The following is a 22,481-nucleotide window of genomic DNA, read 5'->3' as shown; positions in this document are numbered from 1 at the left end:
TAACCGCCTCTTTCGTCAACGCCCTATCGTGCGCAGGGCCTGATCGAGGTCGGCGATAACGTCGTCCGCATCCTCCAGCCCCACATTGAGGCGCAACATATCCTCGGTAATGCCGACTTCCAGCCGTGCCTCTTCCGACATGCCAAAATGCGTGGTCGAGGCTGGATGGGTCATGAGCGAACGCGAATCGCCAATGTTATTGCTGATATCGACCAGCGCCAAGCCATTGAGCAGGCCATGCGCCTCTGCCCGGCCACCGCCGACATAGAGGGAGAAGATCGGTCCGGCCGCCTCCATCTGCTGCATCGCCAGCGCATGCTGGGGATGGCTCTCCAGGCCGGGATAATTGACCTTGGCCACGCGCCCTTCCAGGAATTGCGCGACCTTGAGCGCATTTTCGCTCTGGCGGCGGATGCGCAGGTCCAGCGTTTCCAGCCCCTTGAGCACGACCCAGGCGTTGAAGGCGCTGAGCGTCGGGCCGGTGTTGCGGTGGAAGGGCAGCAGGATATTGTCGATCCAGTCGCGCGTGCCGCAGATGGCGCCGGCGAGCACACGCCCCTGCCCGTCCATCATTTTGGTGGCGCTGTAGGCCACGACATCCGCACCGAACTCCATCGGGCGTTGCAGCGCGGGCGAGGCGAAGGCGTTATCGACGACGGTCGTGATGCCGCGCGCCTTTGCGATGGCACAGACCGCCGCCAGATCGACGATATCCATGGTCGGATTGGCCGGCGTTTCGAAGAAGAAAATCTTCGTATTCGGACGGACAGCCGCTTCCCAGGCAGCGGTATCGCGGCCGTCGATGGTCGTCGTTTCGATGCCGAAGCGCGGCAGCAGCGTGTCGGTCAGCCAGCGGCACGAGCCGAAAGCGGCCTTGGCACCGACGACATGGTCGCCGGCCGACAACTGGCACAGCAGGGCAGCGGTCATCGCGGCCATGCCGGTGGCAGTGGCGCGGCAGGCCTCCGCCCCTTCCAGCAGGGCGATGCGCTGTTCCAGCATTTCCACTGTCGGATTCTGGAGCCGCGAATAGGTCATGCCGACCTGATCGCCCGCGAAGCGCGCGGCGGCATCCTCCGCCCGATCATAGCTGTACCCGCTGGTCAGGAAGAGCGCTTCGGACGTTTCGCCATATTCGCTGCGGGCCGTACCGCCGCGAATGGCCAGCGTCGCCGGCTTCCAGTTCTTCGTGATTTCCGGGTTCTGACCGCTCTTACGCTTCATATCGCCTTCCGCAATTCTACGCGCGGCGTAGCGCCGCTCAATATCTCGGCCATCTGGCTCATATCGCCATTACCGCCCGACAGGATTACCGCAACCTTCTTGCCCTGCATTTGCGCCTTTTCCTGCATGCAGGCAGCCAATGCCACGGCGCCGGCCCCTTCGGCCAGATTATGCGTGTCCTGCCAGTAAATGCGGATCGCCTCCGCCACTTCATCGTCCGTCACGGCGACGAAGCGGTCGGCGCGCGGCCCGAAATAGTCGAGCGCGGCCTGAACCGGAGTGCAGACCGCCACACCGTCGGCAAAAGTATGGGCCGTGGGTGACGCGATGAGGCGCCCCGCTTCGAAGCTGCGCTTGGCCGCATCGACATGGGCCGAGACGACGCCGACTATCTTCGTCTTCAGGCCTAGCGCGTCGCGCGCCGCGATCGTGCCGCACAGGCCCGATCCGCAGCCGACCGGGACATAGACTGTATCGAGGTCCGGCACCGCGTCGAACAGTTCCAGGCCATAGCTGGCGACGCCGCGCACCAGTTCGTCATGATAGGCAGGGACCATGAACAGCCCCTGCTCCTGCGCCATGCGCATCGCTTCCGCCTTCGCGCCGTCGAAATCATGGCCATGTTCGATGAGGGTCGCGCCGAACGCGCGCATCGCGGCGTTCTTTTCCAGCGCATTGCCATGGGGGACGATGATGGTGGCGGAGAGGCCGGCAGCGGTGGCGGCGCGGACCTGCGCCTGGCCATGATTGCCGCGCGTGGCAGTGATGATGCCGGTGACGTCCGGATGGGTCCGGCGCAGCCAGTCGATATAGACGATGGCGCCGCGCACCTTGAAGGCGCCGGTGGGCGTGTGGTTCTCATGCTTCACCCACAGGTCGCAGCCGCTGCGCCGACCAAGCAGCGGCCAGGCATATTGCGGGGTCGGTGGCACCTGGGCATGGACCATGGCGGCGGCGGTGCGAAGCGAGGCGAGCGAGAAATCGGTCATGCTCTGCCCTTATCCGTCGGGCAGGCAGCAGGACAGGACCGATACCGGCAAATTGGACCGTTCAGGCGGCTCGCAGGCTGGGGCCCTCGAAGAGCGGATGAAGATATTTCTCCTCCCACTCCATCCGGTCGTAGAGGCCGTTCTGAAGGATCAGCACGGCGTCACGATAGCCCGGCCAGTCCCGACCGATCTGTGCCGGGGTCCAAAATTTGATATGGTCGCTATAGCGCAAGAACAGGGCGACCATGGCCCGGCTATGGTCGCGCAGGACCTTGTCCGCCTCAGCCGACATGGGACCGCGGCGCAGCGCCGTCACCATGGCGTCCTCCTGTCCCATATGTTCGCGGAACAATTGGGAGAAACGGGTACGACGACGCGCCACTTCCGGCATGTCATCGACCTTGGCCGACATCATCAGATGCGCGAAATCCCGCATCAACCGGCGCAAGTCGTCATGCCCCTGCGTCAATTCCATGTTCATTTTTGCGTCCCCATTTTCTTATTAGATCGGATTGGGGACGCAAAACTTAAATCTTTCCGTCGCTTATTCGACGAAGTGAGCCATCAGAGTAGCGCCAGAACGGCGTCGCCCATCTCCACCGTATTCATCGTACCGCCGAGGTCCGGCGAGCGCGCGCCGTTGGCCAGAGCCTTCGCCACGGCCGTTTCGATCCGGTCTGCCTGTTCGGGAAGGTTCAGCGAGTAGCGCAGCATCATCGCGGCGGACAGGATGGTCGCCAGCGGATTGGCCTTGCCGGTGCCGGCAATGTCGGGAGCAGACCCGTGGATCGGCTCGTAAAGACCCTGCCCGCTGCCATTCAGCGTGGCCGAGGCCAGCATACCGATGGAGCCGACGCACATGCTCGCCTGATCCGAGAGAATGTCTCCGAACAGGTTGCCGGTGACGATGACGTCGAATTGGCCGGGGTTGCGGACCAGCTGCATCGCGGCATTGTCGACATACATGTGGGTCAGGGCGACGTCAGGATAGTCGGCCGACACTTCGATCACCACGTCGCGCCACAACTGGCTGGTTTCCAGTACGTTGGCCTTGTCCACCGAGCAGAGCTTTCCGCGACGCGCTTGGGCGGCCTGAAAACCGGCATGGGCGATGCGGCGCACTTCGGCTTCGTTGTACGACATGATGTCATAGCCTTCGCGCAGACCCTCGGCGGTGGTGCGGAAGCCCTTTTCGCCGAAATAGACGTCGCCATTGGTTTCGCGCACGATCAGCAGGTCGATGGAGCCGGCAACTTCGGGCTTGAGGGCGCTTTCATGCGCCAGTTCCGGGAATACCTTGGCCGGGCGGAGGTTGGAGAAAAGCCCCAGTTCCTTGCGCAGACCCAGGATCGCCTGTTCCGGGCGCAGATGGCGTTCCAGCGAGTCGCAGTCGGGATCGCCGACCGCGCCGAACAGGATGGCGTCGGCGCGCTTTGCCGTGTCGAGCGTTTCGGGCGGCAGCGGATGGCCGACCGCCTTATAGGCTGCACCGCCGACCAAGCCGTCTTCATAGGTAAGGCCGGGTATCGCCAGCATATCCAGCACGCGCTTGGCCTGGGCGACGATTTCCGGGCCGATGCCGTCTCCGGGGAACAGGGCGATCAACATGGCGAGACTCCTTATATTGCGTGGCTGCCCCTTATGGAGACAGGAGGTTTCACGCAACCGCCCTTTTGAGACGATCGACCAGTCTTTCGCGGGCGGCGAGCATGTCGGCGCGCCGGTCGGTCAGAACGGACCGTTCCAGGAAAAAGCCGGTGAGGCGCAGACCGTCCAATATCTGCGTCCAGTCGCCCATTCCTCCCTTCAGCAGGAAGGGCGGTAAAGGGAGCAGGCGATTTTCATAGCCGGAAGCCCCGGCGCGGCTGACGGCGGCGGCGCTGCGGGGGCTGACATAAGCAAGGTCGGTCGCGTCACCCATCGCCGCACAACGGGTGAGGTCGAGGCCGAAGCCGAGTTCGGCGAGCAGCAGCAGTTCGTAGCGGACGAGGGCCACGGCCCAGCCCCGTGCCGCCGGGGCGGCCTCCACTGCGTCCAGCACTGCCTCCAGCGCCTGATGCAGCGCCGGATAGGGCGTGCCTTCGGGCAGAGCCGCAGCCGTCAGGGCGCAGCTCCAGTCGATCGCCACGGCGGGAAGGGGTTCGGCGAGCAGCGGCGCACGGCTGTGGGCCAGTTCGACGGTCAGGCCCGCCAGTTGATCCTCGGTTCGGGCGCGGAAATCGGCCTTCACGATGTTGCCGGGGAGCAGGATCGGCCGCATCGTTCGGGAACGCCCGCCGCGGACATAGCCCGGCAGCAGGCCATGATCCGGCGTCAACAGCCGCGCGATCGCGCCATGTTCGCCATGATGGCGGACGGCGCAGACGATCGCGGTGGTGGTGAGGCCGGGCATGGGCCATGTCTTTAGACGGATTTACGATAGATCACCCCGGTAAAATGACGAAGGGAGGTTTCATGCCCGATAGACGCTCTTCAAATTCATGAATTCGTGGAGGCCATAGGGACCAAGTTCGCGGCCGTGGCCGGAGCGCTTCACCCCGCCAAAGGGCGCTTCCGGCGCGGAGGAAAGCATCTGGTTCACAGCGGTCATGCCGGCCTGAACGTCGCGGATGAAGCGGGCTTCTTCGGCGGCGTCCTGCGTCCAGACCGAAGAGCCAAGGCCAAAGGGGATGGCGTTGGCTATCGCGATGGCGTCGTCGATATCGGCCGCCTTGAACAGCATGGCAATGGGTCCGAAAATCTCCTCCCCCATCAGCGCCGGGTCGGTCGGCACGTCGGTCAATATGCCGGCGTTGATATAGGCGCCTGCCCCCGGCAGCGTTTCGCCGCCGATCAGGGTCGCGCCGGCAGCCTTCATCTTCCAGATCTGTTCCTGCACGGTGCGGCGCTGCTCTTCGCTGGAAAGCGGCCCCATGTCGGTGGCGGGATCGAAGGGATCGCCGGTCTTCACCGCTGCCATCGCGGTCGCATAGCGATCGAGGAAGGCGTCGTAGATATCGGCATGGACGATCATCCGCTTGCCGCAGATGCAGGACTGGCCGGAATTCTGGATACGGGCAGTCACGGCCTGCTTGACCGCCGCGTCGAGATCGGCCGAGGGCATGACGATGAAGGGATCGGCCCCGCCCAGTTCCAGCACGACTTTCTTGAGCGCCCTGCCCGCCTGCTTCGCCACGGCGCGACCGGCATCCTCGCTGCCGGTCAGCGTGACCGCCGCGACGCGATCGTCGGCGATGATCGCGGCCACCGCGCCGGAGCGGATGGGGAGGTTCTGGAACAGGCCATCGGGTGCGCCGACCCGTTCCATCATCTCCTGCATCAATGCGCCGACGCCCTGCACATTGCTGGCATGTTTGAGCAGGCCGACATTGCCGGCGAGGATGCAGGGGGCGAGGAAGCGGGCGACCTGCCAATAGGGGAAATTCCACGGCATCACCGCCAGGACAGGACCGATGGGGAGCCAGACCAGATCGGCCTTCCCACCCGATGCCAGCGGGATGCTGCCGCCCTCCAGCATCGCCGGGCCTTGCGTGGCATAATGGCGGAAGGCGGCGGCGCATTTATCGACTTCAGCCAGGGCCGATTTCAGCGTCTTGCCCATTTCCAGCACCGCCATGCGGGCAAGCCGGTCGCGATGGTCATGATAGGCGTCGGCCAGGTCGGACAGGAGCGTGGTCCGATCCGATATGTCTGTTTCGCGCCATGTTGCGAAGGTCGCGGTCGCCCGGTCGAGCGCGGCGTCGATCTGCGCTTCGGTCATTTCGGTATGGGTTGCGATCTCTTCTCCGGTGGCGGGGTTGATGCTTTTCATGGTCGGCTCCGGATGAGGTGATTCGGGATATGAAGGCATATGGGGATGCCTTTCGAAGGTCACAACGAAGCGACAGACCCGAAGTTCACACCGTCAATCGCCGTGCAGACGGACGAATTTCCAGGCAATCGCATCACCCACGCGCCAGTTACGCGCCAGCAGCGCGCCACTGGCGCGACAATGACGCGACAACGAGAATACAGGGATGCGCCCGTCTGGCGTCGACGGATTTCGAGACGGGGTTGGTCGGCGCGCGATGGGACATGGGTCATCACGCACGATAGATCAGGGATTATCCTACATTGACAGGAAAAGCCGCGAAGGCCTCCGCACGCTCCCGCCGCAAGGCGGATCAGCCCGGCTTTTTCCTGCCCGCGATATGGCGCGACAGTTCCAGCCCAAATTCCTCAGCCAGTTTTTCACGGACGCCGCCGCCACGGATCAACATGCCGCCCCAACCGCCGTGCGTATTCTTCACTTCCACGCGAAAGCTGCCAAGGCTGGCGCCCGATGTGGCGTCTATAACATCCACCGTGCCTTCCAGCATGTCGGAACTCCAGGCGATCAGGATCGCCATGGCGGCGTCGGCGGTCTTGAGCAGATCCAGCGTGATGCGCAGCTTGACCGGCGTGCCGTCATTCAGTTTCCATTCCCGCGCGACATCGCGGATCACCAGTGGAAACATCTGCTTGAAAGGCATGGTGGCGTAGGCCGCGCCGTCTTGCGGGCCGGTGGGATAGCTGTTCGGATCGAGCGGCGGCAGGCCGGCCTCGGCCCGCTTGCGCGCAGCCTTGGCATCGCTTTCGGCCAGCGCCTCCAAAATGCCGGGCGCGAAATCCAGATCCATGCCGGTAATCTTTACCGGCTGACCGGCGGCCAGCATGAGCGGCTGGGTTTCCTTGACCTGCCGCGCCTGTGCCGTTGGCGTCAGCAGCAAAAGCGACACCATAAACGCGAGCGGACGACGCATGATGATTCCCCTTCAAGACCCCGCCGGGACGCTGACGGAAAGACTTGAAGTTCTGATTAACGCGGGTCCGCGATGGGCCTTGTCGAAATGAAGCATTTGGCAGGGAGGCGCTTGGCTCCCAGCGAAAGTGCAGTCCCATGCGCTGAGCTGGACCCCGGCCTGCGCCGGGGAACAGAGAGCTTGGGTTCACGTCACCGCCTATCAGAATAAGGCGAGCGTTCTTCAGCCATGGAAATAATCATAGACCTGTTGCGCCACCGCCTTCGATACGCCGGGCGCTTTTGCCAAGTCGTCCAGCGCGGCGTCGCGCACCGCCCGCGCCGTGCCGAAGTGCATCAGCAGCGCCTTCTTGCGCGCGGGGCCGATGCCGGGCACTTCGTCCAGCGACGATACGGTGATCGCCTTGCTGCGCTTGGCGCGGTGGGCGCCGATCGCGAAGCGGTGGGCTTCGTCGCGAAGCCGTTGCAAATAGAAGAGGACCGGATGGTTGATCGGGAAACTGATTTCGCGTCCATCGAGCATGTGGAAGACTTCCCGCCCGTCGCGGCCATGATGCGGCCCCTTGGCGACGCCGATCATGGTCACATCCTCTATGCCCATCTCCTCCAAAATCGTGCGTGCGGCCGATAGCTGGCCCTTGCCACCGTCGATCAGCACCAGGTCGGGCCATTCGCCGCTGTCGCGATCCGGATCTTCCTTTTGCGCGCGCCCGAAGCGACGCTCGAACATTTCGCGCATCATCGCGAAATCGTCATTGCTGATCGCCGGGTCTTTCATGTTGAATTTGCGATAGGCGTTCTTGCGGAAACCCTCCGGCCCCGCGACGACCATCGCGCCCAGCGCATGCGCGCCCTGAATATGGCTGTTGTCGTAGATTTCGATGCGGTCGGGCACGCCCTCCAGCCCGAACGCCTCCACCATATCGTCCATGATCCGGCCCTGGCTGGTGGTTTCGGCGAGGCGGCGGTCGAGCGCTTCCACTGCGTTGCGCTGCGCCTGTTTGATGAGGCGGGTACGATCACCGCGCTGAGGGACTTCGATGCGGACCTTGCCCCCGGCCCGCTCGGCCAGCGCCAGCGCCATCAGCTCACATTCGGCCGGTTCGCGATCGGTGAGGATGAGGCGGGGCGGCGGCACCTCCTCGTAAAATTGCACCATGAAGCTTTCCAGCACCTCCTCCGTCGCGACGTCGGCGGTATGGACGGGGAAGAAGCTGCGATGGCCCCAATTCTGGCCGCCGCGGATGAAGAAGGCCTGGATGCACATCGCCCCGCCCTTTTCTGCCAGCGCGAAAATGTCCGCGTCGCCCAAGCCTTCGGCATTGATCGCCTGGCTGCCCTGAATGAAGGTCAGCGCCTTCAACCGGTCGCGGATGACGGCAGCCTGCTCGAAATCCATCGCGTCCGACGCCGCCTGCATGGACGCGCCCAGCTTCTTCTGCACGGCGGTCGATTTGCCGCCGAGGAAATCCTGCGCGTCCTTCACCAGTTCGGCATAGCCGTCCGTGTCGATGCGATCGACGCAGGGGGCCGAGCAGCGCTTGATTTGATAGAGCAGGCAGGGGCGCGAGCGGTTGGCAAAGAAGCTGTCGGTGCAGGAGCGCAGCAGGAACAGCTTTTGCAGCGCGTTGATGGTGCGCGTGACCGATCCGGCGCTGGCGAAGGGGCCATAATAGCGCCCCTGATATTTGCGCGCGCCGCGATGCTTCTGCACGCGGGGGAAAGCATGATCGTCGCGCAGCAGGATGAAGGGGAAGCTTTTGTCGTCGCGTAGCAGGACGTTATAAGGCGGGCGGTAGCGCTTGATCAATTGCGCTTCCAGCAGCAGCGCTTCGGCTTCGCTGTTGGTGGTGACGATGGTCATGCTGCGGGTCTGGGCGACCATGCGCTGGAGCCGGCGCGGCAGGCGATCGACCTGGGTATAGTTGGCAACGCGGTTTTTCAGCGCCCGCGCCTTGCCCACATAGAGCACATCGCCGCGTGCATCATGCATGCGATAGACGCCGGGACGGATGGGAAGCGTCTTGAGCGTGGTGCGGATCGCCTCCACGCCCATGTCGATATCCGGCTGGCTGCCGGTGATGGTGAAGCTTGCCTTGTCTTCGTTGAAACGATCGGGAGATTGCGGGCCGGACATGGGGGCAGAGATAGCGTGTGCGCCATCTTTCGCAATGGCCGGGGTTGATGGAAACGGGTTGCCACCTATCTATGTCGCACCGCACAAAAATTGCGGCCTTTCTATAATTCATGACCCACCAGCATCAGAGGGATCACCCAATGAGCGTAAAAGCCTATGGCGCTTATGCGGCCGACAAGCCGTTGGAAGCCATTGATATCGAACGCCGCGCCGTCGGCGCGCATGACGTACAGATCGCCATCGCCTATTGCGGCGTCTGCCATTCCGACCTGCATCAGGTCCGTTCCGAATGGGACGGCACGCAATATCCCTGCGTGCCCGGCCATGAGATCGTCGGCCATGTGACCGCCGTCGGCAACCATGTGAGCAAGTTCAAGGTTGGCGACACGGTCGGCGTGGGCTGCATGGTCGATAGCTGCCAGAGCTGCGCCTCCTGCGACGAAGGGTTGGAGCAATATTGCGAGACCGGCTTTGTCGGCACCTATAATGGCAAGACCGACGATGCGCCCGGCCATACGCTGGGCGGCTATTCGCAGAGCATCGTGGTGAAGGACGACTTCGTGCTGAAGGTCAGCCATGCGCCGGAACAGCTGGCGGCAGTCGCGCCCTTGCTGTGCGCGGGCATCACCACCTGGTCGCCGCTGCGCCACTGGCAGGCCGGCCCCGGCAAGAAGGTCGGCATCGTCGGCATCGGCGGCCTGGGCCATATGGGCGTGAAGCTGGCCCATGCGCTGGGCGCGCATGTGGTCGCGTTCACGACATCGGAGAGCAAGCGGCAGGATGCGCTGGCGCTGGGCGCGGACGAGGTGATCGTGTCGCGCAATGCGGACGAGATGGCGGCCCATGCCGGCAGCTTCGACTTCATCCTGAACACGGTGGCGGCAAGCCACGACCTGGACGCCTTTACCGCCCTGCTGAAGCGGGACGGGACGATGACGCTGGTGGGCGTGCCGGAACATGCGCACCCGGCGCCCAATGTCGCGGCCCTGATCTTCCAGCGGCGGTCGATCGCTGGGTCGCTGATCGGCGGCATCGCGGAAACGCAGGAGATGCTGGATTTCTGTGCCGAAAAGGGCATCGTCGCGGAGATCGAGATGATCGCGGCGCAGGAGATCGAAGACGCCTATGCGCGGATGCAGAAGAGCGACGTCAAATATCGCTTCGTGATCGACAACGCCACGCTGGCGGGTTGAGGTAATGAGCAGGCGGCTTGAACGGGCCGCCCGCTTTCTCAGTAGCTCAGATAAATTGGCAACCTGTTCCCCGGCCTTCGCCGGAGAACGACATTGAAGCCGTATGCCAAAACCGAAAAGGGCCGGTGCGAAGATCCGCACCGGCCCTTTTTCCGTTCAGGTCGAACCGATCAGTTGATCGTGCCGAGCCTTCCGATGGCGCTATCGACCAGCGCCTTGTCGGCCCTGGCGTCATGGCCCTGCGCGATCAGCGTGGCGGCCGCAGCGGTGGCCGCGTTCACGGCCTTGGCGCGGATGCCGGCGATAGCCGTGCGTTCGGCAGCACCGATCTTGTCTTCCGCCATCTTTTCGCGACGGGCGACCAGTGCTTCGGCGTTTACCTTGGCGTCGGCGATCAGCCCTTCGGCTTCATGCTCGGCCGCCTTGCGCATGGCGTCTGCTTCACCGGCCGCAGCAGCCAGCTTGGCTTCATATTCGCCCTTGAGCGCTTCGGCTTCGGCGCGCAGGCGAGAGGCTTCGGCAAGTTGTTCCTTGATCTGGGCGATCCGGCCGTCCAGCGCGCCGCCAATCAAGGCAGGCACTTTCTTGACCAGCAGAATGACGATGAACGCGGCCATCGCCAGGCTGACCCAGGCCGTGGCGTCCATGCCGACAGCCTTGGGATCGGTGTGGGGCGCGACGCCCTCGTGAGCGACGGTGCCCACCGGCTCCATGCCTTCACTGTGAATAGCCTGGTTCAAGTGGGGAACCTCCGCTGCACTATGGGATGCTGCCTCAGCCATGGGCCAATGCCGCCTTTACTGCGTTGCGGGCCGCGTCGTCCGACGCATCCACGCCGGAAATGCGAGCCACCATGTCACGGGCCGCATCGGCCGCGACAGTTTCGATTTCTGCCAGAGCGGCGTCGCTCGCACCCTTGATACGGGCTTCGGCGGCGGCGATCCGGTCTGCGACGACCGCGTCGGCAGCGGCGAGACGGACTTCGGAAGCCTTGGCGGCTTCGCTCTTGGCCTTGGCCAGCGTCGCCTGGGCGGCGGCGCGGTTGGCGGCGTCGCGGGTGCGATAATCCGCTTCCGCTTCGTCGGCGCGGGCGAAGGCGGCCTTGGCCGCGTCCAGATCACCGCTGATCTTCGCGTCGCGCGCATCCGCCGTGCCCTGCACCTTGGGCACCATGCCAAGGCCGATGACGAAGAAGACGAGGCCGAAAGTCAGCAGCAACCAGAAGATCTGGCTGGAGTAGGTATCGGCGATTTGCGCGATTTGAGGCATTTTACGGTCCGTCCGGTCAGAGGGCGGTCAATGAGGGAAGCGGGCAGGATATGGCACAAGGCCGCCCTGCCCGCTCCTAATTTCGTGTGTTAGGCCACGAACACCAGGATCATGGCGATGACGAACGCCAGAAGACCCAGAAGTTCCGCCGCGGCGAAACCGATGAACAGGCGACCCTGCTGGCCATCAGCGGCGCCCGGATTGCGCAGCGCGCCTTCGAGGAATGCGCTGAACACGTTGCCCACACCGAGGGCGGCGATGCCCGCACCGATGGCGGCCAGGCCAGCACCGAGCAGCTTTGCGGCTTCTGCGTCCATGTCGTAAACTCCCTTGTCAGATCAGATAAAAGTTGAGGAAAATCTCAGGTGAAAACTCAGTGCAGGTTCTCGGCATCGTTCAGATAGACCGAGGTCAGCAGCGCGAACACATAGGCTTGGATGACCGCGACCAGCATTTCCAGCGCGCTGATGCCGATCATCAGGATGAAGCTGGCAGTGCCGACGGTCAGACCCAGCGCCGGCGAGGCGTTGGCGCTGTTGATAACGAAACCCGCCAGCACCTTCAGCAGCACGTGGCCAGCGGTCATCGCAACGAACAGTCGCAGGCCAAGGCTGAACGGACGTACCATGAAGGAGACGAGTTCGATGAAGAAGAGCGGCACCACCATCGCAATCGGCGTGCCATGCGGCACGAACAACGAGAAGAAGTGGAAGCCATGCTTGTAGAAGCCGACGATCAGGACGATCGAGAAGCTCATGATCGCCAGCACGCCGGTGGCGGTGAAGTGGCTGGTGAAGGTGAAGGGGTGAAGCCCGACCAGACCCAGCGGCAGCAGACCCAGAAGGTTCGCGAGCAGGATGAACATGAAGAGCGAGAAGACGTAAGGAATATATTTCTTGCCGCCTTCACCCACGTTGGAAATCAGCAGGTTCTTGATGAAGCCGGTCATATATTCGACCGCCATCTGCCAGCGACCGGGGACCAGTTCGCGCTTCATGCCGCCGATCACGAAGACCCACAGCACCACAGCGGCAAGCACCATATAGAGCGCGCTGTTGGTGAAGGCGATATTGAAGCCGCCCAGCGACCAGTGATCCGTACCGAACAGGGGTTCGATAGCAAACTGGTGCATCGGATCGATCTTGCCGGATTCTGCCACGTTGACCCCTGTAACGTCTATGTAACGCTTAATGTCTTCGGACTAGGAGCAAAGCGCCTTATTGTTCGGGCGGCTTCGTCGTCGTCAATCTGATGATGTTCCTGAAGGCCGCCACGATCCCAAGACCGAGGAAAACCAGCAGAAGCCAGGGCGTCGTGTCGAACAGCCGGTCAAGAACCCAACCGATCAACGCACCACCGACAAGACCGCCGATCAGTTCCGCCAGCACCCGGTTGCCCAGCCGCGACCCATCGTCCGCAGCCTGTTCCGTGGCGCCTTGCCTGACCTTCTCGACATGCTCGGCCTTCGCGATCCGCTCCTCCAGAGAAGCGATCCGCGAGTCCTCGCCCGCCTGGTCCTGTCCGGGTGTATCCGCTGCCATACATCGTCTCCATCAGGCTTTACAGCCCGTGGCGTTCGGCATGGCGCTTGCGGCTGCACCCGTCAAGGCGACGCCCCTCTAGGAAGGCACGGATCAAGTGTCAACCCCGACAAAAGCGGCTAAAATCGGCCTTTCGGACAATAGGGGGTCGCGATGCGTCTGGGGAGTTGCGTTAAGCGATTTTCCTATTTAGCTAAATAGGAATGGATAAGATCTTCAAGGCGCTGGCATCCGAACCGCGCCGCCGCATCCTGGAATATCTGGCGGTCGAACCGATGACCGTGGGCGAGATCGCCGACAATTTCGAGATGGCGATGCCGTCCATTTCCAAGCATCTGGCGGTGCTGAAAGAGGCCGGGGTCGTGCGCGAACAGAAGCGCGGGCAATATGTGATTTACGCGCTGGTGGCGGAGGCGCTGACAGGGCAGTTATACGCCTATATGGCGCCTTATTGCGGGGAAGCGCAGCGAATTTTGGACGCGCGGCCGAAGCGGCGGGGGCGAGATTGAAGGGATGAGCCATTTGCTGTCTTCGTCATGCCGGGCCTTTCCACGGGGTCGGGACAGGCTTTACCCGGCATCCTGCTGTTTAGAAAAATAAGCGGGATCCCGGCGCAAGGCCGGGAAGAGGTTGGGGTGGATGGTCGCGTTGGGTGGATTTGGAACAGCGGGCTTTTGAGCCGACATTTTGAAAAACCGTCATGCCAGCGAAGGCTGGCATCTCAGGCAGGCGAACGCTGCGTAAACGGATAGCGCCAGAAGGCTTGCGATGTTCTTCCGCCGCTTGAGATCCCAGCCTTCGCTGGGATGACGTTGTCGGGCAGGTCAAATCGGCTATCCGCGTCCATAAATGGTCGTTCGCAGCGATTATTACTCCCATTTGAAAAGAGAGCGTCTGTTGCACCAAAAAAGGCGCGATAGCCGAGCCATCGCGCCTTTTCTTTATTCCCTGCAACCCGCGTCGTTCAGCCGGCGGTCGCGCAATATCCCGGCAGGGCGATCGCACCTGCGCCCTTGGTTTCCCAGGCGCCGGCACCGATGCGGTACACCTGCCCCTGCTTCACCCGGCTGCTGAGCGTCTGGCAGCCGGTGGCGGCGGCGACATCCTGCACCGTCACGCCGCGCTGGCCGGCCAGTTGCGTATAGGCGGCGCGGCGCTTGATGTTGATCGCTTCCACTTCCGACCGCACATCGGCGCCGACCGTACCGGCGATGCCGAGATAGCCGTCGGCCTGTTCGCCGACCGTGCCGGCCGACATGGCAGCGGCAACGCCGCCGGCCTGGGCGCGTGCGGGCGCGGCCATGATGAAACCGCCGGCCAGCGCAACTGCGGCGCCGGCGGCGAGCCAACTCAGCCTTGGCATGAGCAATTTGCGTGTCATTGCGGGAACAACTCCGGATTATTCTGGATAAGATCCTGCGCGTCGCGTTGCAGCTTCACAACCACTTCCTGCTGGACCTTGACGTTCAGGTTGATTTCGATGGGCTTGTCAGGAGCCTTCACCTGGATGCAGCCGTTGAGGGCCAGCCCGGCGAAACCCGCCATCATGATCGTTCGCTTGTTCATTTCGGCTCCCCGTTTGGCACCTTGTCGCTTTCCAAAGGCTGAACCGCAAGCCCCTGAACCGGCTTCGATCGCATCTTTTCCTGCGCTTCCTCACCAATCTTGTCACGGATTGTCTGGGTAGGGTCGATGAAGGACTGGGCCGTGCCCAGCAGACCGCGGAAAGGCGCCTGCACGCGCACGTTGAAAATGAAGGGGAGGCCGATGAAACTGCGGCTGATGCCCGACGGCGCGTCACCCAATTTGCCCCGGTTCACGCCGTTGAAGACGACGTTGGTGACCATTTCACCGTCCAGCGCGCCGTCCATCAGGATCGTGAGGCATTTATATTGCAGATCCTTGAGCGCATCGAAGGCCATTTTGCCCATGACGCCAACCTGTTCGTTGGAGACGGGGCCGACATAGGACAGCACGCCCGACTGGCGCGTGGGATCGCAGGGGATGGCCGGCAGTACGCCTTCGGGCATGATGAGCGGGGCCATGCCCTGTTGCCGCGCGACCAGGACGCCGCCCGCGACGCGCCCGCCCTTGGCATTGAAGATCAGCGGCATGATACCGTCGAACGTGCCGGTGGCGGAGACGTTATCCAGCGCCATCGCCTGGATGAAGGCCCCCGCGTCCAGCCCGATCACGCGGAAGGTCAGGTAACGATCGACATCCTCGCCGAAATTCATCGTCGTGGGAAGCAGGTCCAGCTTGCCGCCGGAGAAAGGCCAGCCCCCCCCTTCGATGCGGACTTTCTGCCCGGCCTCCAGATGATAGCGGACCACGCCGTCATTCACCTCGACACCCGGATTGACCTTTGCGATGCGGACTTCCTGCCCAGGTGCGGTAATGAGGCCGATGAGGTCGGTGAAATGGATTTCGCCCGACAGCCCCTCGACCGGGCCGAAGGCGGCGGCGAGATTGGCATTGTCGGTGCGGAAGGTGCCGGTGCTGGTGACGGTGGAGCCGGTCCAGTCGATCCGGCCCTGCCCCGTCACCTTCGCGTTCACATTGGCGACGACGCCCAGCGCGATCGGGGTGATGTCTTCGGGCTGGAGGGTGGGGCCGAAATTAAGGTCCGGGACGGTCAGGTCGGCATGCCCCTTCGCGCTCGACAGGTCGTGGACGATGGCGGTGCGCGCGACCAGCGCGCCGCCGCGCGGGGCGGTGAGCGATCCGCTGGCGGTGATGCGACCATCCTTCATCGCCAGCGCGAAGTCGGGCGAGAGTAAGGGCACGAAACGGGCCGGCGATTGCGAATCGCGGACGGTGACGGCCGCGCGGAAGGCGAGCGCGCCTTTGGCGAAGTTCCAGTCGCCCGCACCCTGCTCCAGGATGAGCGGGACGGCGCCGATCTGGCCCCCTGCCCCATTCACCTTGCCGACGAAACCGTCCTTCGTCGCCATACCGTCCAGTTTGGCGGCAGCGAGGCGGACCGCAGGCGCGTCCTGCGGCCCGATAGTCAGCGCGGGATTGGCAAGCGCGAAGCCGGTGCGGCCAAGGACCATGCGCGCATGATCGGCGGTGAGGCGCATGGGGTTGTCGCCATTACGCCCAGTGAGGGCCAGATCGCGGATTTCCGCGCCGCCGCTGGTGCCGGCCGGACCGGTGGCGAACATCGCGTCACCAACCGGGCATAATGTCTGGCGGGTCTGGCCGAGTGCGAAGGCGCCATAGCGGGCCTCCACCAGCGAGACGGGGACGCAGGACGGATTGATAGATAGCGCGCCATTGGCGGCCATGCGACCTGCAACCGGCAAGCTGAGGCCACGCAGGCGCCCGTCGGGCAGCGGGCCGTCCAGCCGCAACGCAGTGGAGAAGCGCGTAGCGCCGTTCGAGTCGGCGGTGAAACGGACCCGGTCGAGCGCCAGTCGCGCGTCGCCGGCGGCATAGGGATCGACGAACAATTCGCCGCCGAAGCCGCCGCTGGAGCGCCGCGCCAGCCGCAAGGCCGCGTTGGGCAGGCCGCCGCCTCCGGTCCTGAGCGCACCGTCGAGCGACCAGTCCAGACCTCCTTTCCTGCCCGGCCAGGCGAGCGTGACGAGGCTGTCCTGCGCGAGGCCTACGCGGGCGCCGCTGCGCGCGTCGAGCGCGGCGTCGGTCACAACCACGCTGCCGCCGGATGGTTTCTGGACCAGCGCGAAACGGGTGCGCAGCCGGTTGGCCCTGCCCGCCCTCTTGACGGCGTCGGCCAATTGCGTAGCGAGCGGTCCGACCGGCGTGCCTGCCGCCGCCGCGCGCAGGCCGGCGAGCGGATCGCGGTTGCCCATGTGAAGATCATCGCCCGACAATGCGCCCTTGAGGCTGTTGCCCTGCGCGTTCAGCGCGAAGTCGCCCGACAGGCTGGCGTTTCGCAGCAACGCGCCCTGCGCCGTCAGGGCCTTTGCGACCATGCGCAAATTGCCGTCAGTGCGATCGGCCGTGCCATCGAATGCGATGCGACCCGACGGCGCGGCCAGGACGAACCCATTGCCCTTGAGCGCATCGCCCGACAGGTCGACATGCCCCTTCCAGCGATCGAGCGTCTGACTGAGATTGAGGTCGATGATGGCGGCGGGCCGGGCAATGGCCGCGCCGGCATCGCGGCAGGCGAGCGCGTCGGCGCGGACCGGGCCGGAAAAATAGGGCTGCCCCTGCCGCATGGCGATATCCACCGTCGCGATAGGGCGTGTCAGCCCGCAGCCGGCCAGCGACGCGCGTGGCATGGCTGCGGCCAGGCGACCGTGGAAGCCCGATTGCAGGTTGCCGGCGCCATCCAGTTGCATGCCGATCCGGCCCGCATCGGTATCGAGCGTCAATCGGGCGTCGGCGATGGACACAAGAATGTCGGGCAGGCTGAAGGGTGCGGTGGAATCGGGATCGCGGAACTTGTCGAGTTCGCCCAGGCGCAATATGCCGTCCTGCATGGACCCGCGCATGCGTACGCCGCCTGCGCGAACCGCCGCGACCTGCGGCGTCAGGCCCGCAAAGGCGATATCGACCTCTACCCAGCGCGCCGTCAGATCGGGCCGGGCCGGGTTGCCGAGCACGATATTTTCGATCCGCTGGGTGCGGAACCCGATATCGACCAGGTCGTAATTGGCCTGCACCCCGCGCCGGTTAAGTTCGCGGCTGACGAAGTTTTCCGCAATGGGCGTGCGTTGCGTCCAGAGCGCGACCAGCACCAGCGCGAGCGACCCGGAGCCGACGCCCAACCAACGCAACCATGCCCGGCGAACCGTTTCTTCGCCGTTCTGTTCTTCCATGCTGATGGCCAACCCCGGCTTATTTCGATGCAGACGTCCGTAACGGACGCATAACGTCCTAGCGTCCTTAAATATCCTTGCCCGACATTTCCGCAACGCATAGCGTCGTCAGGGCTGATGAAGGGGGCGATATTTGGCCGATCAGGATGACAGGAGCGCCCATGACGGTGCCGGCCATCGCGCGCGGTTGCGGCAGAAGCTGGCTGACAGCGGCGGCGAGGCACTGCACGATCATGAACTGATCGAATATCTGCTCGCGCTGGCCATTCCCCGACGCGACACCAAGCCGCTGGCCAAGGCGTTATTGCGCGAATTTGGCGGGATCGGCGGGCTGATGACGGCCGACTGGAGAGCGATCGCGCGGGTACCCGGCATGGGCGATACCAGCGTCGCAGCGATCAAGATCGTACAGGCTACGGCATTGCGGATGCTGCGCACCGATGTGGCGGCGCGGCCGGTGCTGGCCAGTTGGCAGGCGCTGCTGGACTATCTGCGCGCGGACATGGCTTATCTTAGCGTAGAGCGGGTGCGCGTGTTGCACCTGAACAGCCGAAACATGCTGATCCGTGACGATCATATGGGCGACGGGTCGATCGATCAGGCGGCGATCTATGTGCGGGAGGTGATCAAGCGTGCGATGGAACTGGGATCGGCGGCGCTGATATTGGTCCACAACCACCCGTCGGGCGATCCATCCCCCAGCCGGCAGGATATCGACATCACCCGACAAATCGTGGAGGCCGGCAAGCGGTTGGGCATCGCCGTCCATGACCATATCATCATGGCCGCGAGCGGGCATACGAGCCTGCGGGCGCAGGGGTTGCTGTAGGATTATCAGCGCTTAACTTCACGCATTTCCCGCCGATCACGACATTTTATTACGGAAGGGCGATCCTATCAGAAAGCCTTTGGCGAGTGCGTGCAGCGAGAAGCGCAGCATGACAGAAAATGGGCGGATAGGACATATATCCCGATCCGCCCATTTTGATCATGTCAGTTATTGAAGCCGAAGTTCAAAAATTCCGGCATCGGACCATTCCAGCCATCGTCCGGACCATCATCGACCGGATCGTGGCGGCGGCGCGGCGGCGGCGCAGTTGCGGCACGGTCGGGACGCGAATCGCGTGGCTGGCTATCGCGGGGGCGATCGTCACGCGCGCGGTTGTCGCGCGGTCGCTCTTCACGGGGCCGGTCGTCACGGGGGCGTTCTTCCCGTGCGCGCTCTTCGCGTGGACGCTCTTCACGGGGCCTGGCTTCGCGCGGCTTGCGCTCCGGCCGGGCCGCCCTGCCCTCTTCGCGCTTTTCTTCACGCGCCGGTTCGGCACGATCCTCGCGCGCGGGTGCGCTGATATATTCGATCTTCGTGCCGATCAGCTTCTGGATATTGTCGATCGCCTCGGCATCTTCGGCCGTGACGAACGTATAGGCCGTGCCGGTCGCGCCAGCGCGGCCGGTGCGACCGATGCGGTGGACATAATCGTCCGGATGCCAGGGCGCGTCGAAGTTGAAGACGTGGGACACGCCCTTGATATCCAGCCCGCGAGCCGCGACGTCCGACGCGACAAGGATGTTCACCTTGCCCTCACGAAAGCGCTCCAGCTCGGCGATGCGCGACGACTGGTCGATGTCGCCGTGGATTTCGCCCGATTTGAAACCGTGGCGTTGCAGGCTCTTGTTGAGATCCCGCACCGTGGTCTTGCGGTTGCAGAAAATGACCGCGCTGGTGACGTTTTCCGCCTCCAGCATGTCGCGCAGCGCATCGCGCTTCTTGCGCGAATCGACCTTCACCAGTCGCTGGGTGATATTGGTGGAGGCCGTCGCGGGACGCGCCACTTCGATCGACTTGGGGTTGGACAGGAACTTGTCCGCCAGCTTCTTGATGACCGGCGGCATGGTCGCGGAAAAAAGCAGGGTCTGCCGCTGCGTCGGCAGCTTGGTGCAGATTTCCTCGATATCCGGGATGAAGCCCATGTCGAGCATGCGGTCGGCTTCGTCGATGACCAGCATCGAACAGCCGTTGAGCAAAATCTTGCCGCGACCAAACAGGTCCATCAGGCGGCCCGGCGTCGCGATCAGCACGTCGACGCCCTTTTCCAGCGCCTTGAGCTGATCGCCCATCTGCACGCCGCCGATCAGCAGCGCCATGTTGAGCTTGTGATATTTGCCGTATTTCTCGAAATTCTCCGCCACCTGCGCGGCGAGTTCGCGGGTCGGCTCCAGGATCAGGCTTCGCGGCATCAGCGCCCGGGCGCGGCCATGCGCCAGAATATCGATCATCGGCAGCACGAAGCTGGCCGTCTTGCCCGTGCCCGTCTGGGCGATGCCGATAATGTCCCGCATCATGAGGACGGACGGAATAGCTTGCGCCTGGATCGGCGTCGGCGTGTCATAACCGGATTCGGTTACGGCCTTGAGCAATTCGTCGGAAAGGCCGAGATCGGCAAAAGTCATTCAATGGTCCGGGACAGGAGGCTTACCCGTCCTGCGCGGATGCGAGACGGAAATCCGCCGCGCATTGCGAAAATATCTGCCTCTTGTCAAGAAAATCGCGCCAATGAAGGGCTATGGCGCGCGATCAGTCATCCGCATCCGCAGGGATGAGGCGGCGGAAACTGTCGATTGCGCAATTAAGGCCGCTGCGCGCCTGCAATTCGTCTCGCCCGGAACATAGTGAACCGTCGGCATCCGGCTCGACATAGAAGCCCGAATAGAAGCCGGTCGAGTCGCAGCCTCTTTCGAGCCGCGCGCGATAGCGGTGGTCGTCAGCGAGAATCAGATCGACGCCGTTGTCCACTACGATGCTGGCACCGCGTATGGAGCGCAACGCGACGCAGCGCGGCCCCTTTTTCTCTTCCCAGTCATTGCGCGCATCGGGCGCGATTCGTGCGGGCGCGCGCCCTTTCTTCACCATCGGCACGCGGATGATCACGCGCTGCTGGATCGATAATTGCGCCCATTGGACCGGGTCGCCGGTCGATGCGGAAATCAGCAACAATATGGAATGAACCAAGACGGACCCCTTTATGGGACGAACACGCTATCGGCCGATGGTTGAACCGTCGATGAATTCCGAGGCATAAGCCCGTCCCATGATAGGACAAGACATGATCGACCGCTTCGTCGCCCTGCTCGGCCCAAAGGGGGTCGTGACCGAGCCCGACGACATCGCCCCATGGGTCAGCGACTGGCGTGGGCGCTATCATGGCGCGGCCGTCGCCATAATAGCGCCAGCCTCGACGGGGGAGGTCGCAGCGGCGGTGGCGCTGGCGGCCGAGTTGGGCGTTGCGCTGGTGCCACAGGGGGGCAATACGTCGATGGTCGGCGGCGCGACCCCGCCGGCGGACGGATCAGCGCTGATCCTGTCGCTGCGGCGGATGAACCGCATCCGCAGCCTGTCGCCGGACGACGATCTGGCCGTATGCGAGGCCGGGGTGATATTGAGCGTGCTGCATGACGCGGCCGAAGCAGCCGGGCGGCGCTTCCCGCTCAGCCTGGGGGCCAAGGGGTCGGCCACCATCGGCGGGCTCGTGTCCACCAATGCAGGCGGGACGCAGGTGCTGCGCCACGGCACCATGCGCGCGCTGGTCGAGGGGGTCGAGGCGGTGCTGCCCGACGGCAGCATCTTCGACGGGCTGGACGCGCTCAAGAAGGACAATCGCGGTTACGATATCAAGCAGTTGCTGATCGGCGCGGAAGGAACGCTGGGCGTCGTCACCGCCGCGTCGCTGCGGCTGGCGCCTGCCATTGCGGCGCGGGCGGTAGGCTGGGTCGGTGTGCAGACGCCGGCCGACGCGCTGGCGCTGCTGCGGATTGCCGAAACCATGTTGGGCGACAGTGTCGAAGGGTTCGAGGTGATTGCGGACGAGACGCTGGGCTTTGTTCTGGGGCATATTCCCGGCACACGGTCGCCGATCGAGACGCGGACGCCATGGCATGTGCTGATCGAGGTGGACCATGCAGACCTGTCCGAACCCGGCCCGTCCGAGCGGCTGGAGGCGGCGCTGGCCGAAGCCTTCGACCGCGGCATCGCCATAGACGCGGCCATCGCGGCCAATGAAGCCCAAGCAGAAGCCTTTTGGCGCATCCGCGAATCCCTGTCGGAATCGGAAAAGGCGCAAGGGCCGGCGCTGCAATATGACATCAGCGTGCCGGTGGCGAAAATGCCCGCCTTCATGATCGAGGCAGCGCAGGCAGCCGAGCGCGCCTTTCCCGGAACCACCGCATCCTCCTTCGGCCACCTGGGCGATGGCAACGTCCATTTCCATGTCCGCGCGCCCAAGGGGACCAGCGACGGACCCGCCTGGATCGCGGCGCAAGGACAGGCGATCAATGCCTTCGTCCATGATGCGGTGGTCGCGGCGGGCGGCTCCATTTCCGCTGAACATGGCATCGGCCAGATGAAGCGCGCGGAACTGGGGCGTCTGGCCAGCCCGGCGCGGATCGGCGCGCTGCGTGCGATCAAGGCGGCTTTCGACCCCAAGGGGCTGTTCAATCCGGGCAAGCTGATCCCGCTGCCCGAAGAGGGTTGAGCATGTGTTCGATGCGGCACCCGCCC

At 63.9% G+C, this 22,481-nt stretch carries 22 protein-coding genes; 4 read left to right on the top strand and 18 right to left on the bottom strand.

Annotated features, from left to right (window positions below; genetic code table 11):
* Window positions 1–15: 15 nt before the first annotated feature.
* From AC07UX_RS03830 to uvrC, 8 genes are all read right to left on the bottom strand, one after another.
* Window positions 16–1,224 carry a trans-sulfuration enzyme family protein gene (locus AC07UX_RS03830; RefSeq protein WP_495190658.1) on the bottom strand — a complete coding sequence of 403 codons (1,209 nt, stop codon included), beginning with the start codon at window positions 1,222–1,224 and terminating at the stop codon, window positions 16–18.
* Window positions 1,221–2,213 carry a threonine dehydratase gene (locus tag AC07UX_RS03825; RefSeq protein ID WP_495190657.1) on the bottom strand — a complete coding sequence of 331 codons (993 nt, stop codon included), beginning with the start codon at window positions 2,211–2,213 and terminating at the stop codon, window positions 1,221–1,223. Before AC07UX_RS03825 ends, AC07UX_RS03830 begins: the two co-directional genes overlap by 4 nt.
* Before the next feature lie 61 nt (window positions 2,214–2,274).
* Window positions 2,275–2,694, bottom strand: a complete 420-nt coding sequence (locus tag AC07UX_RS03820; protein WP_495190656.1) for a hypothetical protein — start codon at window positions 2,692–2,694, stop codon at window positions 2,275–2,277.
* Between the two features lie 83 nt (window positions 2,695–2,777).
* Window positions 2,778–3,821 carry a 3-isopropylmalate dehydrogenase gene (gene leuB, locus AC07UX_RS03815; RefSeq protein WP_495190655.1) on the bottom strand — a complete coding sequence of 348 codons (1,044 nt, stop codon included), beginning with the start codon at window positions 3,819–3,821 and terminating at the stop codon, window positions 2,778–2,780.
* A 49-nt stretch (window positions 3,822–3,870) separates the two neighbouring features.
* Window positions 3,871–4,605, bottom strand: coding sequence for a DNA repair protein RecO (gene recO / locus AC07UX_RS03810; RefSeq protein WP_495190654.1), 735 nt, complete (start codon window positions 4,603–4,605; stop codon window positions 3,871–3,873).
* 60 nt (window positions 4,606–4,665) lie between these two features.
* Complete coding sequence (locus tag AC07UX_RS03805) at window positions 4,666–6,024, bottom strand: NAD-dependent succinate-semialdehyde dehydrogenase (RefSeq protein ID WP_495190653.1); 1,359 nt, start codon at window positions 6,022–6,024, stop codon at window positions 4,666–4,668.
* 352 nt (window positions 6,025–6,376) lie between these two features.
* Window positions 6,377–6,994: a hypothetical protein gene (locus tag AC07UX_RS03800; protein WP_495190652.1), complete on the bottom strand. Its 618-nt coding sequence runs from the start codon at window positions 6,992–6,994 to the stop codon at window positions 6,377–6,379.
* 222 nt (window positions 6,995–7,216) lie between these two features.
* A complete protein-coding gene (gene uvrC / locus AC07UX_RS03795) occupies window positions 7,217–9,130 on the bottom strand; it encodes an excinuclease ABC subunit UvrC (RefSeq protein ID WP_495190651.1) in 1,914 nt (637 codons plus the stop codon).
* A 140-nt stretch (window positions 9,131–9,270) separates the two neighbouring features.
* Between uvrC and AC07UX_RS03790 the strand changes: the two genes are divergently transcribed.
* Window positions 9,271–10,323, top strand: a complete 1,053-nt coding sequence (locus AC07UX_RS03790) for an NAD(P)-dependent alcohol dehydrogenase (protein ID WP_495190650.1) — start codon at window positions 9,271–9,273, stop codon at window positions 10,321–10,323.
* 170 nt (window positions 10,324–10,493) lie between these two features.
* On the opposite strand, the gene AC07UX_RS03785 is transcribed toward AC07UX_RS03790, so the two are convergent.
* The 5 genes from AC07UX_RS03785 to AC07UX_RS03765 all read right to left on the bottom strand — a co-directional run bounded on the left by AC07UX_RS03785 (window position 10,494) and on the right by AC07UX_RS03765 (window position 13,133).
* Window positions 10,494–11,105: a F0F1 ATP synthase subunit B family protein gene (locus AC07UX_RS03785; protein WP_495190649.1), complete on the bottom strand. Its 612-nt coding sequence runs from the start codon at window positions 11,103–11,105 to the stop codon at window positions 10,494–10,496.
* On the bottom strand, window positions 11,098–11,592 hold the full coding sequence (locus tag AC07UX_RS03780; RefSeq protein ID WP_495190648.1) for a F0F1 ATP synthase subunit B family protein: 495 nt from the start codon (window positions 11,590–11,592) through the stop codon (window positions 11,098–11,100). The genes AC07UX_RS03785 and AC07UX_RS03780 overlap by 8 nt, the downstream gene beginning before the upstream one ends.
* 89 nt (window positions 11,593–11,681) lie before the next feature.
* A complete protein-coding gene (locus tag AC07UX_RS03775; RefSeq protein ID WP_006961951.1) occupies window positions 11,682–11,909 on the bottom strand; it encodes a F0F1 ATP synthase subunit C in 228 nt (75 codons plus the stop codon).
* Between the two features lie 56 nt (window positions 11,910–11,965).
* Window positions 11,966–12,751: a F0F1 ATP synthase subunit A gene (locus AC07UX_RS03770; RefSeq protein WP_495190647.1), complete on the bottom strand. Its 786-nt coding sequence runs from the start codon at window positions 12,749–12,751 to the stop codon at window positions 11,966–11,968.
* A gap of 58 nt (window positions 12,752–12,809) precedes the next feature.
* Window positions 12,810–13,133 (bottom strand): AtpZ/AtpI family protein, encoded by a 324-nt coding sequence (locus tag AC07UX_RS03765; RefSeq protein ID WP_056681709.1) that lies wholly within the window; start codon window positions 13,131–13,133, stop codon window positions 12,810–12,812.
* Between the two features lie 203 nt (window positions 13,134–13,336).
* Between AC07UX_RS03765 and AC07UX_RS03760 the strand changes: the two genes are divergently transcribed.
* Entirely contained in the window at window positions 13,337–13,642 is a 306-nt protein-coding gene (locus AC07UX_RS03760; protein WP_495190646.1) for a metalloregulator ArsR/SmtB family transcription factor, read from the top strand.
* 455 nt (window positions 13,643–14,097) lie between these two features.
* On the opposite strand, the gene AC07UX_RS03755 is transcribed toward AC07UX_RS03760, so the two are convergent.
* From AC07UX_RS03755 to AC07UX_RS03745, 3 genes are read right to left on the bottom strand one after another with little or no spacing between them, the layout of a single operon-like run.
* Entirely contained in the window at window positions 14,098–14,514 is a 417-nt protein-coding gene (locus tag AC07UX_RS03755) for a YdbL family probable chaperone protein (RefSeq protein WP_495190645.1), read from the bottom strand.
* The gene (locus AC07UX_RS03750; protein WP_495190644.1) at window positions 14,511–14,699 is read right to left on the bottom strand and encodes a YnbE family lipoprotein; all 189 of its coding nucleotides are present in this window, start codon (window positions 14,697–14,699) and stop codon (window positions 14,511–14,513) included. The genes AC07UX_RS03755 and AC07UX_RS03750 overlap by 4 nt, the downstream gene beginning before the upstream one ends.
* Complete coding sequence (locus AC07UX_RS03745) at window positions 14,696–17,926, bottom strand: intermembrane phospholipid transport protein YdbH family protein (RefSeq protein WP_495190643.1); 3,231 nt, start codon at window positions 17,924–17,926, stop codon at window positions 14,696–14,698. The genes AC07UX_RS03750 and AC07UX_RS03745 overlap by 4 nt, the downstream gene beginning before the upstream one ends.
* A 133-nt stretch (window positions 17,927–18,059) precedes the next feature.
* Between AC07UX_RS03745 and radC the strand changes: the two genes are divergently transcribed.
* A complete protein-coding gene (gene radC, locus AC07UX_RS03740; protein ID WP_495190642.1) occupies window positions 18,060–18,755 on the top strand; it encodes a RadC family protein in 696 nt (231 codons plus the stop codon).
* Between the two features lie 164 nt (window positions 18,756–18,919).
* On the opposite strand, the gene AC07UX_RS03735 is transcribed toward radC, so the two are convergent.
* Both AC07UX_RS03735 and AC07UX_RS03730 read right to left on the bottom strand, forming a co-directional pair.
* Complete coding sequence (locus tag AC07UX_RS03735; RefSeq protein WP_495190641.1) at window positions 18,920–20,377, bottom strand: DEAD/DEAH box helicase; 1,458 nt, start codon at window positions 20,375–20,377, stop codon at window positions 18,920–18,922.
* Between the two features lie 124 nt (window positions 20,378–20,501).
* Complete coding sequence (locus tag AC07UX_RS03730) at window positions 20,502–20,936, bottom strand: hypothetical protein (protein ID WP_495190640.1); 435 nt, start codon at window positions 20,934–20,936, stop codon at window positions 20,502–20,504.
* Window positions 20,937–21,015: 79 nt separating this feature from the next.
* Here AC07UX_RS03730 and AC07UX_RS03725 point away from each other — a divergent pair, with 79 nt between their 5' ends.
* Window positions 21,016–22,455 carry an FAD-binding oxidoreductase gene (locus AC07UX_RS03725; protein WP_495190639.1) on the top strand — a complete coding sequence of 480 codons (1,440 nt, stop codon included), beginning with the start codon at window positions 21,016–21,018 and terminating at the stop codon, window positions 22,453–22,455.
* The last annotated feature ends 26 nt before the right edge of the window (window positions 22,456–22,481 follow it).

The sequence above is a fragment of the Sphingobium sp. GW821-FHT02B05 genome (assembly GCF_059421905.1).
This window is presented reverse-complemented; position numbering and strand designations above follow the sequence as displayed.

Coding starts and splice junctions, on each gene's coding strand:
- AC07UX_RS03830 (WP_495190658.1), bottom strand. CDS start 1,224: ATGAAGCGTAAGAGCGGTCAGAACCCGGAAATCACGAAGAACTGGAAG.
- AC07UX_RS03825 (WP_495190657.1), bottom strand. CDS start 2,213: ATGACCGATTTCTCGCTCGCCTCGCTTCGCACCGCCGCCGCCATGGTC.
- AC07UX_RS03820 (WP_495190656.1), bottom strand. CDS start 2,694: ATGAACATGGAATTGACGCAGGGGCATGACGACTTGCGCCGGTTGATG.
- leuB (WP_495190655.1), bottom strand. CDS start 3,821: ATGTTGATCGCCCTGTTCCCCGGAGACGGCATCGGCCCGGAAATCGTC.
- recO (WP_495190654.1), bottom strand. CDS start 4,605: ATGCCCGGCCTCACCACCACCGCGATCGTCTGCGCCGTCCGCCATCAT.
- AC07UX_RS03805 (WP_495190653.1), bottom strand. CDS start 6,024: ATGAAAAGCATCAACCCCGCCACCGGAGAAGAGATCGCAACCCATACC.
- AC07UX_RS03800 (WP_495190652.1), bottom strand. CDS start 6,994: ATGCGTCGTCCGCTCGCGTTTATGGTGTCGCTTTTGCTGCTGACGCCA.
- uvrC (WP_495190651.1), bottom strand. CDS start 9,130: ATGTCCGGCCCGCAATCTCCCGATCGTTTCAACGAAGACAAGGCAAGC.
- AC07UX_RS03790 (WP_495190650.1), top strand. CDS start 9,271: ATGAGCGTAAAAGCCTATGGCGCTTATGCGGCCGACAAGCCGTTGGAA.
- AC07UX_RS03785 (WP_495190649.1), bottom strand. CDS start 11,105: ATGGCTGAGGCAGCATCCCATAGTGCAGCGGAGGTTCCCCACTTGAAC.
- AC07UX_RS03780 (WP_495190648.1), bottom strand. CDS start 11,592: ATGCCTCAAATCGCGCAAATCGCCGATACCTACTCCAGCCAGATCTTC.
- AC07UX_RS03775 (WP_006961951.1), bottom strand. CDS start 11,909: ATGGACGCAGAAGCCGCAAAGCTGCTCGGTGCTGGCCTGGCCGCCATC.
- AC07UX_RS03765 (WP_056681709.1), bottom strand. CDS start 13,133: ATGGCAGCGGATACACCCGGACAGGACCAGGCGGGCGAGGACTCGCGG.
- AC07UX_RS03760 (WP_495190646.1), top strand. CDS start 13,337: ATGGATAAGATCTTCAAGGCGCTGGCATCCGAACCGCGCCGCCGCATC.
- AC07UX_RS03755 (WP_495190645.1), bottom strand. CDS start 14,514: ATGACACGCAAATTGCTCATGCCAAGGCTGAGTTGGCTCGCCGCCGGC.
- AC07UX_RS03750 (WP_495190644.1), bottom strand. CDS start 14,699: ATGAACAAGCGAACGATCATGATGGCGGGTTTCGCCGGGCTGGCCCTC.
- AC07UX_RS03745 (WP_495190643.1), bottom strand. CDS start 17,926: ATGGAAGAACAGAACGGCGAAGAAACGGTTCGCCGGGCATGGTTGCGT.
- AC07UX_RS03735 (WP_495190641.1), bottom strand. CDS start 20,377: ATGACTTTTGCCGATCTCGGCCTTTCCGACGAATTGCTCAAGGCCGTA.
- AC07UX_RS03725 (WP_495190639.1), top strand. CDS start 21,016: ATGATAGGACAAGACATGATCGACCGCTTCGTCGCCCTGCTCGGCCCA.